At 70.4% G+C, this 11,503-nt stretch carries 8 protein-coding genes and 1 pseudogene; 4 read left to right on the forward strand and 5 right to left on the reverse strand.

Annotated features, from left to right (window positions below):
- Positions 1-86: 86 nt before the first annotated feature.
- Positions 87-350: pseudogene (locus tag ACWC9T_RS38520) on the forward strand (IS630 family transposase); the annotation flags it as partial.
- A 544-nt stretch (positions 351-894) separates the two neighbouring features.
- Here the strand turns inward: ACWC9T_RS38520 and ACWC9T_RS38525 are convergent.
- Complete coding sequence (locus ACWC9T_RS38525) at positions 895-1,473, reverse strand: TetR/AcrR family transcriptional regulator (protein WP_449825697.1); 579 nt, start codon at positions 1,471-1,473, stop codon at positions 895-897.
- A gap of 86 nt (positions 1,474-1,559) precedes the next feature.
- Here ACWC9T_RS38525 and ACWC9T_RS38530 point away from each other — a divergent pair, with 86 nt between their 5' ends.
- Positions 1,560-2,441, forward strand: coding sequence for an SDR family oxidoreductase (locus ACWC9T_RS38530; RefSeq protein WP_449825698.1), 882 nt, complete (start codon positions 1,560-1,562; stop codon positions 2,439-2,441).
- A gap of 442 nt (positions 2,442-2,883) precedes the next feature.
- Here the strand turns inward: ACWC9T_RS38530 and narI are convergent, their stop codons facing one another.
- From narI to ACWC9T_RS38550, 4 genes are read right to left on the reverse strand one after another with little or no spacing between them, the layout of a single operon-like run.
- Positions 2,884-3,627 carry a respiratory nitrate reductase subunit gamma gene (gene narI, locus ACWC9T_RS38535; RefSeq protein WP_449825699.1) on the reverse strand — a complete coding sequence of 248 codons (744 nt, stop codon included), beginning with the start codon at positions 3,625-3,627 and terminating at the stop codon, positions 2,884-2,886.
- Positions 3,624-4,286 (reverse strand): nitrate reductase molybdenum cofactor assembly chaperone, encoded by a 663-nt coding sequence (gene narJ / locus ACWC9T_RS38540; protein WP_449825700.1) that lies wholly within the window; start codon positions 4,284-4,286, stop codon positions 3,624-3,626. Before narJ ends, narI begins: the two co-directional genes overlap by 4 nt.
- A complete protein-coding gene (narH, locus tag ACWC9T_RS38545) occupies positions 4,283-5,860 on the reverse strand; it encodes a nitrate reductase subunit beta (protein WP_449825701.1) in 1,578 nt (525 codons plus the stop codon). Before narH ends, narJ begins: the two co-directional genes overlap by 4 nt.
- Entirely contained in the window at positions 5,857-9,504 is a 3,648-nt protein-coding gene (locus ACWC9T_RS38550; protein ID WP_449825702.1) for a nitrate reductase subunit alpha, read from the reverse strand. Before ACWC9T_RS38550 ends, narH begins: the two co-directional genes overlap by 4 nt.
- 260 nt (positions 9,505-9,764) lie before the next feature.
- Here ACWC9T_RS38550 and ACWC9T_RS38555 point away from each other — a divergent pair, with 260 nt between their 5' ends.
- Positions 9,765-10,250 carry a hypothetical protein gene (locus tag ACWC9T_RS38555; RefSeq protein WP_449825703.1) on the forward strand — a complete coding sequence of 162 codons (486 nt, stop codon included), beginning with the start codon at positions 9,765-9,767 and terminating at the stop codon, positions 10,248-10,250.
- Positions 10,251-10,294: 44 nt separating this feature from the next.
- Positions 10,295-11,308, forward strand: coding sequence for a tellurite resistance/C4-dicarboxylate transporter family protein (locus ACWC9T_RS38560; protein WP_449825704.1), 1,014 nt, complete (start codon positions 10,295-10,297; stop codon positions 11,306-11,308).
- Positions 11,309-11,503: the final 195 nt, after the last annotated feature.

Raw genomic sequence — 11,503 nt, forward strand, 5'->3', positions numbered from 1 at the left:
TGCCCGGCCAACGGGCACGTCCGGTTCGGCGGGCGGGGACGGGAAGACCGACACCTGCAAGGGTGCACGGCGTCTCGTCCCCGACCCAACCGCTCAACCTGCAACCCCATCCCGGGCGCCAGTGGGCCGAGCGCGGCGGCAAGGGCAAGGACCCCGATCGCGAGCCGAGGCCGCGCCGCCGGGCCACCTACACCCGCCCGCACGGCGTCCGGCACCTGTTCGCGGCCTACGACCTGGGCAAGGACCAGCTCTATGGCCACATCAAGAAGACCAAGAACCGGTCGAAGTTCCTGGAGTTCTGCCGCTACCTGCGCTCCCTCCACCCGGCCGACGTGCGCATCGCGATCGTGCCTTCTGGCCAGCCCGGACGCCCTGTTGGGGCCGACCAGCGTGTTCCGGCTGTGAGGCCGGGTTCGCCCGAGGGGAGCCGACCGAAGATGGAACCGGACGACGCGCTGTTCGGTCAGCTGGTTGTCGACGGCGGGCTCGATCAGTGCCAGGAGTGGGCGGAGCACCTGACGGCTTGCGCGGAACAGCGGATCGGCGCCGTGCCAGGCCGCATAGAGGTGGTGCGGGTGCTCGCCGAGACCTTGTACCGCTCTCATGCCTCAGCACGCGGTACGAGGGGGTCTCGGCACCACCAACGACCTGCGCACCTCATAGTCACGGTGCGGTCGCGGGGCGCCCCTGTACACGGCCTTCGTAGGCCCCGTAGCGCCCGGGGGCCGGCCGGTGAAACGCATCACGGCTTCTTGCAGAGGCGTTCCGGACTCGGCTGCGGCCTCCTTGGACGCCTGGATATGGCGGCCCACAGCCAAGATCAGGCAGCGAGCTCGAAGAGCTGTGAGGTCTGCTTCTCGTCCACCGCACCAGCGCTGGACGATGCTCGTCCGGTCAGTCCAGCGATGCGCTCGCCGCACGCAGTTCGTCCAGGGCTGCCAGGGTGTACCCGGCGAGCTCGTCCTCGGCGCCACGGTCGTCCTCGGCCCATTCGGCGTACCCCCGTTTGAAAGCGAGGACGCCCAGCTCGCCCGCGAGAGCCGCAGTCGGATCGGGTACGCCGCGGGCGACCAGGGCGGTTGTCATCGCGGCCGCGAGACTGACGGTCTTGAGGGTGTCACGCTCTTGAAGCTCGGCGCTGGCGGCGACGGCCGCCTTCAGGCGGGGGGCGAGCTCGCGACTCTTGGGGCCCATCGCGGTCGAGGCGCGCTCGAGACCGGCAGCGACTGCCTCAAGCGGGCTGGCGTTACCGGGCGCGTCGGCGATCCCCTCGGTCAGCAGTCGGCTCAGCGTCTCCTGCCCGGCGACCAGCAGCTCGCGCTTGTCGGGGAAGTGCCGGAAGAAGGTGCTCTTGGTGACCCCGGCACGCTCGGCGATCTGCGCGACCGTCGTGGCGTCATACCCCTGCTCCGTGAACAGGTCGACCGCAGCCACGACGAGGCGTTCACGCGCACCTGGTTCCCATCTACCCATGGGTTCAGCATATGCGATGGGACTCTTGTCCCGTCACTCTGCTAGGGTGACGGGACAAGAGTCCCATCACTTCTGGGAGGGTTTCCATGCGCGTCTTTGTCACCGGCGGCACCGGTCTGATCGGTTCCGCCGTCGTCGCCGAACTCCTCGGCAACGGCCACACCGTCCTCGCGCTCGCCCGCTCCGACGCCTCCGCACAGGCCGCCGAGGCAGCCGGCGCCGAGCCGCTGCGGGGAGGCCTCGCCGATTTGGACGTCCTGCGCTCCGGCGCCGCCCAGGCCGACGGGGTGATCCACCTGGCCTTCGGCAACGACTTCAGCAGCCCCGAGGCCCTCGCCCAGAACGTCGCCGAGGAGACCGCCGCCCTCACCACCCTCGGCGAGGAGCTCGTCGGCAGCGACCGCCCCTTGGTCACCGTCGCGGGTACGCCCTGGGTGCCGGGCCGTGCCTCCACCGAGGCCGACCCGGTGCCGACCGACGGGCCGGTCGGCGGCCGCAGTCGCACGGTCACGGCGGTCCTGGGCCTGGCCTCCCGCGGGGTCCGGAGCACGTCCGTACGCATGCCGCGCACGGTTCACAACGAGGGCACGGGCGGGTTCGCCGGTCTGCTGACCAACATCGCACGCCAGAGCAGGATCTCCGGCTACCCCGGCGACGGCACACAGCGCTGGCCCGCCGTCCACGCGCTCGACGCGGCCGTTCTCTTTCGGCTCGCCCTGGAGCAGGCGGAGGCCGGTACCGTCTGGCACGCCGTGGCCGACGAGGGGGACAAGGTACGGGACATCGCGGCCGTCATCGGCCGACGGCTGGGCCTGCCGGTCGAGTCGGTGCCGGAGGAGACCTACGGCCCGCTCGGCCCGATCTTCAAGGCCGACCAGCCCTCGTCCAGCACCCGCACCCGGCAGGCGCTCGGCTGGGAGCCGAAGCACCCCAGCCTTCTGGAGGACCTGGAGAACATCCAGCCCTGATCGGCGACCGACGACGCCCAGTGGGCCGTCGACCACGCCGACGACTTCCGCTGAGCTTGTCGTGCTGACCAGCCATACGGGGCCCGGTCTGCTCGGCACTCTGGTTTTCCCCCACCCTAGCTAGCGCCGAAGCCCTCGGTGTCGAACACGTCAGGCTGTACGCAGAGATCACCGGGATCTCCTGCCAATTTCACGTACGACGGCCCCGTGACAGAACACCGCACACGACGCTGCCGAGCGCCGACATCCTGCGAGACCTCTACGAGGTCCAGGGACTGTGGCACGCAGGCCGTCCAGGACATCTGCAGGGATCGGTGGAGCGTTGACGTTGCCCGGCAGCGATCGTGTCAGCTGGCTGACCGCCACCATGAGGTCGTTGAGATCCGCGTCGGACGCCGATGGCCGCCACCGAGATCACGAGAGGGTGGTCGCGGAGAATCGCTCAGTAGCGGACATTGATGCGGCGCCAGCGGCGCCCACTGGTGCCGGGTTCGGTGGGGTGGGCGGGGATGCGGCTGCGGTAGAGGATGAAGGGGCGCCAGAGGTACCAGAGGGGCAGGCTCCAGGCGTGGACCAGCCGGGTGAACGGCCAGACGGCGAGGATGGCCCAGGCCGCGGTGGCGTGGACCTGGTAGATCAGGGGTGCGTGTGCGATGGCCGCGGCGTCGGGGGTGCCGGCGAACAAGCCGCGGAACCACACGGCGACGCTGGAGCGGTAGTCATAGCCGGAGCCGAGCAGGTTGGTGCCGACGGTGGGGATGATGCCGAGCACGATCACGATGGCGAGCATGACCAGGGCGATCCAGTCGACCGGGCTGGTGGTGGCCCGGACCCGGGGTACGGTCGTGCGGCGGAAGGCGAGGATGGCGACACCGAGGATCACGCCGAGTGCGGTGAGGCTGCCGCCGATGGCGGAGACCCAGCGGTAGGTGTTCTCCGGGATTCCGATGCCGCGTGTGAACGATACCGGGACGAGGATGCCCATGACGTGGCCGGCGATGGCGGCGAAGGCGCCGTAGTGGAAGAGCGGGCCGCCCCATTTCAGCAGTCGGCTCTCCTGGAGTTGGGTGGAGCGGCTGGTCCAGCCGAACTGGTCGTAGCGCCAGCGCCAGATGTGGCCGACCACGAAGGTGGTGAGGGCGAGGTAGGGCAGGATGACCCACCACGACAGGTCCCAGGATCTCATCGGCGCTCACCCGTCTGCTGTTCGGATCGACTGAGGAGGCCAGCCGGGTCGAACGGCGCGAGCCCGACCGGCTCGTCCGGTGGCCCGTCGGCCGCCAGTCGGCGACGGACCGCGCGCTGCCCGGGCCGAAGTCGCGGAAGACCGGCGCAGAGCGCGTCCAGTACGGCGCTGTATGGATCACGGATCTCGTGGAGGGCCTGGCGCAGCAGCTCCAGACCCGGACGGTGTTCAAGCAGGACACGGTGGCCGGCCTCCGGGGCGAGGGAGGCGAACTCGAGGACCATCGGGAGGTGGTCCGGCAGCTCCGTCGCGGGAGGTTGATGGCCGGCCCGCCGGTAGGTCTCCTTGATCGCGAGCAGAGCCGCGCCGCGGGCTCGGGTGTCACCGTACCGGTAATAGGTCAGGTGGAGGGTGCGGTGCCGGTCGTGGTCGAAGGTGGCCACATACCGCTGGGCCGCTTCGCCGGGAGGGAGGCGGCGGAGGTGGTCGGTGAGGGCGGACATCCGGTCTCGGTCCGGCTGGTGACGGATCGTGAGGAGGGCGGCGACCACGTCGTCCAACTGGGCGAGCTGCCGCTCGTCGGGGTAGCTGAGGAGGATCGAGGCGATCCGGTGGAGCAGCGGGAGATCGGCGGACCTCCTGCCGCGATGGTTGATCATCGGCCGCTCTCCTCTCCGTGGAGGCCGGGGACGCGCCCAGTGGCGTTCCAGCCGAGGAGGTTGAAGCGGGTGTTCCCGTCGCTGTCCCGGAACGAGCTGCCGCCAGTGCCGCTGGCCGGCCCCGGCCCTGCGCCCGGCCGGTCCAGGGAGCAGTGCTGGGCCATCGAGGCACCCGTGTCCTCGGCATGGACCTTCGGAATGACGTAGCGGTCCTCGTACTTGGCGATGGCGAGCAGGTGGTAGAGGTCCTCGATGTCCTCGGAGGTCGTGCCCGCCGAGTCCAGCAGCCGCTGGTCGATTGGATCGCCGAGCTGCCGCGCGCGCAGGTGGACACGCATGGCGGTGAGCTTGCGCAGCACGTTCTCGACGACGGCGGTGTCGCCGGCCGTGAACAGGTTCGCCAGGTAGGCGACGGGGATGCGCAGCGATTCGATGGCGGCGAAGACCCGGTCGGGGTCGTCGTCGTGGTGGCCGGTGGTGTGCACGGCGTTGGAGACGGGAGAGAGGGGTGGGACGTACCAGACCATGGGAAGCGTGCGGTACTCGGGATGCAGGGGCAGCGCGACCCGGTGGCGCTTGATCAGCGCGTAGGCGGGTGAGCGCTGGGCGGCCTGGATCCAGTCGTGCGCGATCCCGGCCCGTTCGGCCGCGGCCTGCACCTCGGCGTCGTGGGGGTCGAGGAAGACCGAGAGCTGGGCCTGGTAGAGGTCCTGGTCGTTCTTGACGGAGGCGGCGGCGAGGACGGCGTCGGCGTCGTAGAGCATGACGCCGAGGTGGCGCAGCCGGCCGACGCAGGTCTCGGCGCAGATGGTGGGCTGTCCGGCCTCGATACGCGGGTAGCAGAAGGTGCACTTCTCGGCCTTGCCGGTGCGGTGGTTGAAGTAAACCTTCTTGTACGGGCAGCCGGAGACGCAGAACCGCCAGCCGCGGCAGCGGTCCTGGTCGACCAGCACGATGCCGTCCTCGGCCCGCTTGTACATGGCGCCGGAGGGACAGGAGGCGACGCAGGACGGGTTGAGGCAGTGCTCGCAGATCCGGGGCAGGTGGAGCATGAACGTCTGCTCGTACTCCATCCGGACGTGTTCGGCCAGGCCTGCCAGGTTCGGGTCGGCGGTGGCGTGCTCGGGTGCACCGGCGAGGTCGTCGTCCCAGTTCGGGCCGTACACCGGGGTCATGTCCCGGCCGGTGAGCTGGGACTTGGGCCGGGCACTGGGGAAGGAATCGGACAACGGGGCGGTGGTGAGGTGCTGGTAGTCGTACGTCCACGGCTCGTAGAAGTCGTCCAGGGACGGCAGATCCGGGTTGTGGAAGATGGTCAGCAACTTGCGCAGCCGGCCGCCGGAGCGCAGCCTGAGCCGGCCGCGACGGTCCAGCGTCCAGCCGCCCTTCCACGTGTCCTGGTCCTCGTAGCGGCGCGGGTAACCGAGCCCGGGCCTGGTCTCGACGTTGTTGAACCAGACGTACTCGGTGCCGGGCCGGTTGGTCCAGGTCTGCTTGCAGGTGACCGAACAGGTGTGGCAGCCGATGCACTTGTCAAGGTTCATCACCATCGCGACCTGCGCCATCACCCTCATCGGAACCGGACCTCCTGGCCGCGCCGCCGGATGACGGTGATCTCGTCGCGTTGGTGGCCGGTGGGGCCGGTGTAGTTGAAGCCGTAGCAGAACTGCGCGTAGCCGCCGATCAGATGGGTGGGTTTGATCAGCAGCCGGGTCAGCGAGTTGTCGCCGCCGCCGTGCAGGCCGGAGGTCTCGGTGCGGGGGACGTTCAGGTGGCGGTCCATGGTGTGGTACATGAACACCGTGCCCTCGGGCATCCGGTGGGTGACCACGGCTCGGCAGGCGACCACGCCGTTGCGGTTGTACGACTCGATCCAGTCGTTGTCCGCGACGCCGATCTTCGCCGCATCGACGGAGCTCATCCAGATGACCGGGCCGCCCCGGAACAGGGTGAGCATGTGCAAGTTCTCCTGGAACTCGGAGTGGATGGACCACTTCGAGTGCGGAGTGAGGTACCGCACGACCAGTTCGGGCTGCCCGCCGCCGTGCCGGGCGGGGTCGCCGAAATACGCGAGCGTGTTCAACGGCGGCCGGTAGACGGGGAGTTGTTCGCCGAACTCGGCGATCCAGTCATGGTCGAGGAAGAAGTGCTGGCGGCCGGTCAGGGTGTGCCAGGGCTTGAGCCGCTCGACGTTGACGGTGAACGGCGAGTAGCGGCGCCCGCCGGACTCGCTGCCGGACCACTCCGCGGAGGTGATCACGGAGCGCGGACCGAGGCGGGTGTCGGCGAAGGTGATCCGGTCCCCGGAGCGTTCCTCGGCCAGGTCGGCCAGTGCCACCCCGGTCCGCTCCTCCAGCGCCCGGAACGACTCGACGGCGAGGCGGCCGTTGGTGGTGCCCGACAGGGCCAGGATCGCCTCGCAGAACAGGTCGTCGCGGGCGATGGACGGGCGCCCGTCGGCGACGCCGCCGCGTACTGTGCCGTTGCGGCGGCGCAGGTCGTCGATCTCGCGGTCGGGGATCCAGGTCAGGCCTTTGGTGGTGGTGCCGAGGGTGTCGAGCAGCGGCCCGACGGCGCGCATCTTCTCGGCCACGGCCGGGTAGTCGCGCTCGACGACGATCAGCTTCGGCATCGTCCGGCCGGGTACGGGCTCGCACTCGCCCGCCTTCCAGTCCCGGACCCGGCCGCCGGGCTGAGCGAGTTCGTCCGGGGTGTCGTGCGCGAGCGGCGCGGCGATGACGTCCCGGCGGACCCCGAGATGGGTGGCGGCGAGCCTGGAGAACTCGGCGGCGATCGTGTGGAAGATGTCGAAGTCGGTGCGGGTCTGCCAGGGTGGTGCGATGGCCGGGTTGAAGGCGTGCACGAAGGGGTGCAGGTCGGTGGAGGACAGGTCGTGCTTCTCGTACCAGGTGGCGGCGGGCAGCACGATGTCCGAGAACAGGCAGGTGCTGGTCATCCGGAAGTCGAGCGTCACCGACAGGTCGAGCTTGCCGACCGGCGCCGGCTCGCGCCAGACGACCTCGGCGGGGCGCAGGTGTGGCGGGGTCTCGGTGGCGCTGGCCGCGTCGTCGGTGCCGAGCAGGTGGCGCAGCAGGTACTCGTGGCCCTTCATCGAGGAGGCGAACAGGTTGGCCCGCCAGACCAGCAGCACCCGGGGGAAGTTGGCCGTATCGTCGGGGTCCTCGGCGGCGAACCGCAGTGTCCCTTCCTTGAGTTGTTCGACGATGTGGTCGGGTACGGTCCGGCCGGCCCGCTCGGCCTCGTCGCACAGGTCGAGCGGGTTGCGGTTGAACGCGGGGTGGGAGGGCATCCAACCCAGCCGGGCGGCAAGCGCGTTGCAGTCCGGCAGGGTGCGGCCGGCCAGTCGGCCCGGCGCCAGTGGACTGGCCAGCGCGTCGGCCGTGAACGCCTCGTAGCGCCACTGGTCGGTGGCCAGCCACCACAGTGGGGTGCCCGCCATGTGCCGGGTCGGGCGCTGCCAGTCCAGGGCGAAGGCCAGGTGGAACCAGCCGGTCAACGGCCGGACCTTTTCCTGCCCGACGTAGTGCGCCCAGCCGCCGCCGTTGACTCCCTGGCAGCCGGTGAGCATCAGCAGTGCCAGGAGGGCGCGGTAGATCTGGTCGGAGTGGAACCAGTGGTTGGTGCCGGCCCCCATGGCGATCATTGAACGGCCGCCGGTGCGCTCGGCGTTGCGGGCGAACTCCCGTGCCACCCGCGCGGCGGCCGCGGCCGGGACGGAGGTGATCGCCTCCTGCCAAGCCGGGGTGTACGGCTGGCTCGCGTCGTCGTACCCGGTGGGCCAGTCGCCGGGCAGGCCCTCGCGGGCCACCCCGTACTGCGCCAGCACAAGGTCGAAGACGGTGGTCACCAGCTGCCCGCCGACCCGGACCGCCGGGATACCCCGGTGCAGCACCCCGCCCGAGGCGCCGGGGTCGGTGTCGAAACGAGGCAGGACCGCCGCGACCGGTTCGGCGTCCGGCCGACCGTGCAGCGAGAGCAGCGGATCGGTGCCATCCAGTCCCAGGTTCCACCGGCCCGCGTCCGACGGCGTCCAGCGGAAGCCCAGCGACCCGTTCGGGACCGCCGGCTCACCCGTGCGCGCGTCGAGCAGCACCGTCTTGAACTCGGCGGCCTCCTGGGTCGTGCTCGGTAGGTCGGCGGCCGTCAGGAGCTTCCCCGGGACGAAGGTGTCCCCGCGTTGCTCCAGCCGGACCAGGAACGGCAGGTCGGTGTAGGTCTTGGCGTACTCCAGGAAGCGGGGTACTGGCCGGTCGCGCCAGAACTCGGTGAGGATCACATGCCCCATGGCCATCGCCAGCGCACCGTCGGTGCCGGGAGCGGCGGCCAGCCACTCGTCGGCGAACTTGGTGTGGTCGCCGTAGTCCGGGGAGACCACGACGACCTTCTGCCCCCGGTAGCGTGCCTCGGTCATGAAGTGCGCGTCCGGCGTGCGGGTGACCGGCAGGTTGGTGCCCCACACCAGGAGGTAGCCGGCGTTCCACCAGTCGGCGGACTCCGGGACGTCGGTCTGGTCGCCGAACACCTGCGGGGAGGCCATGGGCAGGTCCGCGTACCAGTCGTAGAAGGAGGAGATGGTCCCGCCGATCATGGACAGGAACCTGGTCCCGGCCGAGTAGGAGGCCATCGACATCGCCGGGATCGGGGAGAACCCCACGATCCGGTCCGGCCCGTACCGCTTCACGGTGTGCACCTGGGCCGCGGCGACCAGCTCGGTCACCTCCGGCCACTCGCAGCGGACGAACCCGCCCTTGCCGCGCGCCTGCTTGTACCGGGCGGTGCGCCGCGGATCGGCGGTCAGCCAGTCCCACGCCTCCACCGGATCGGCGGTGTGCTCCTTGGCCTCGCGCCACAGCTCCAGCAACGGAGCCCGCACGTACGGGTAGCGGATCCGGGTGGGCGAGTAGGTGTACCAGGAGAACGACGCTCCGCGCGGGCAGCCGCGCGGCTCATACTCGGGGGAGTCGGGCCCCACTGACGGGTAGTCGGTCGCCTGCGTCTCCCAGCTGATGATCCCGTCCTTGACGAACACCTTCCAGGAGCACGACCCGGTGCAGTTCACCCCGTGCGTGGAGCGGACCTCCCGGTCGTGCCGCCACCGCTCGTGGTAGAACTCCTCCGCCGCCCGGCCGCCCTCCCGGTGCAGCCGCCACCGGTCCGACGACTGCTCGCCCGGGAAGAAGAACTGCGTGGTACGCATCAGGCGCTCGGCGGCATCAGCGGCGCGGCCCCCGACCACATCCCACCTCCCGGGCACCGGACGCCGCCGTCGACGCCGTACCGGGCCAGTGTGACGACGAGGCCGCCGAGCGGCCCGCAGACTCGCGGGCGTACACCGCCGGGCCGCCCCGCCGGACCAAGCAGGCAGCCGGGAAACCGGGCTCCCGGCTTGACACACTGGAAATGAACGTTCGAAAGGACGGAGCCGACCCCGGGGGACAGCGCGGCGGGAGGTGCGGCATGGCGCAGGACCATCCATCGAGTCTGGTAGGGACCCCGGCACTCGACGCGGCGGTGATCGAAAAGCTGAAGCTGCTGCGCGAGCGGAACCCGCTCGACGACCTCGACGAGAAACTGCGCGAACTGGTGGCCAGCCACCGTCGGCTGAAACGGCTGCTGGACGCGGTGGCGACCATCAGCTCCGACATGGACACCGGCGCGGTGCTGCGCCACATCGTGGCCGCCGGGTGCGACCTCGTCGACGCACGCTACGGCGCCCTCGGGGTTCTGGGTGAGAACGGCCAGTTCGTCGACCTGATCACCGCCGGCGTGGACGAGAAAGACCTCAAGGACACCTTCGGCACGAGCCCGAGCGTCCTCGCTTCTCCCGCCCCCAGGCCGATCCCGATACGATCACTTGCAGACGTTTCCGGGTTGTTTAGACCGTTCTGCGTAGATACGGCGAGGTCAGGCCGCCGGTCTGCCGAGCCAGGGGGTGCGTTATGAGTCCCGCAGCCTCGCGGCGGGGCGCTCCGGGCCCTGGCCGACGCATGCAAGCCGTCGGCTCGCTCGTGGCCGGCCTCAGTCCTGGCTCGTTCGCCTTCGTCATGGCCACCGGAATCGTCTCCACTGCGCTCGATCGCGGGGCCACCCGAACGGTGTCCGCGACGCTGCTCGTGATCGGCCTGATCGGTTACCTGCTTCTGCTCGCGGCGTCGGCCTGGCGGCTGCTGCGCTGGCCGCGGCGACTGGTCTCGGATCTGGTCGGCCCGCGCGGCTTCGCCTCGCTCACCGTGGTGGCGGCCTCCGGCGTCCTGTCGGCCCGGCTGGCCGCCGACGGCCACCGGACAGCGGCAGCCGTGCTCCTGGCCGTCGGCGCAGCGGGCTGGCTGCTGCTCGGCTACGGGATCCCGCTCGCGATGATCGCCTCGACCGGTCGCCGGCCCTCCCTCGGCCAGGTGAACGGAGCCTGGTTCATCTGGACGGTCGGCACGCAGTCGGTTGCCGTCGCCTGCGCCGCACTCGACCGGCTCACCCCGCAGGTCTGGCTCGCCGTACTGGCATCGGTGTGCTGGGCGATCGGAATCGTCCAGTACCTGCTGACCGCCGCGCTGGTACTGGCCCGGCTGCTGGTGCACCCGGTGGGGCCCGATGACGTGATCCCGCCGTACTGGGTCTTCATGGGCGCGGCGGCGATCAGCGTGCTCGCCGGCACCGGCCTCCTCGCGCTACCTGCGGCGCAGCGCCTACTGCCGGACCAAGCGACCACGGCGCTGTGCCTGGTGCTCTGGGCCTTCTGCACGTGGCTCATCCCGCTGCTGATCGGGCTCGGCGTGTGGCGGCACGTCCTGCGCCGCGTCCCGCTGCGCTATGAGACGGGCCTGTGGAGCCTGGTCTTCCCGGTGGGAATGTACGGAGTCGCTACCCGCCAGTTGGGCATTGCGACCGGCACCTCGTGGCTCACCGCGATCGGAGCCGGTGAAGCCTGGGTCGCCACGGCCGTGTGGGCGCTGGTGTTCCTGGCCATGCTCGCCAGCCCGATTCGGGCCTCGGTCTCCGGCTGAACCGGTCCGCCACAAAACGAGCGCCGAGCGCCCGCCTGCCGGATCATCCGACCCGCCACGATTACCGTGTGAGGCACATCACCATCCGCCGCGCCCCGTCGGGCGAGAGGAGACCATGCGGTGTCACTGGACAGCTTCGCCTCCCGCGGCACGGTCTCGGCCGCTGGCTCCTCCTGGTCGGCTTTCCGCCTCGAC

Source organism: Kitasatospora sp. NPDC001159, assembly GCF_053598235.1.

What these genes read in the sequence shown, in the direction of transcription:
- ACWC9T_RS38530 (WP_449825698.1), top strand. Translation starts at nt 1,560, where the DNA reads ATGCGCGTCTTTGTCACCGGCGGCACCGGTCTGATCGGTTCCGCCGTC.
- ACWC9T_RS38525 (WP_449825697.1), bottom strand. Translation starts at nt 1,473, where the DNA reads ATGGGTAGATGGGAACCAGGTGCGCGTGAACGCCTCGTCGTGGCTGCG.
- narJ (WP_449825700.1), bottom strand. Translation starts at nt 4,286, where the DNA reads ATGATCAACCATCGCGGCAGGAGGTCCGCCGATCTCCCGCTGCTCCAC.
- narH (WP_449825701.1), bottom strand. Translation starts at nt 5,860, where the DNA reads ATGAGGGTGATGGCGCAGGTCGCGATGGTGATGAACCTTGACAAGTGC.
- ACWC9T_RS38550 (WP_449825702.1), bottom strand. Translation starts at nt 9,504, where the DNA reads ATGCGTACCACGCAGTTCTTCTTCCCGGGCGAGCAGTCGTCGGACCGG.
- narI (WP_449825699.1), bottom strand. Translation starts at nt 3,627, where the DNA reads ATGAGATCCTGGGACCTGTCGTGGTGGGTCATCCTGCCCTACCTCGCC.
- ACWC9T_RS38560 (WP_449825704.1), top strand. Translation starts at nt 10,295, where the DNA reads ATGCAAGCCGTCGGCTCGCTCGTGGCCGGCCTCAGTCCTGGCTCGTTC.
- ACWC9T_RS38555 (WP_449825703.1), top strand. Translation starts at nt 9,765, where the DNA reads ATGGCGCAGGACCATCCATCGAGTCTGGTAGGGACCCCGGCACTCGAC.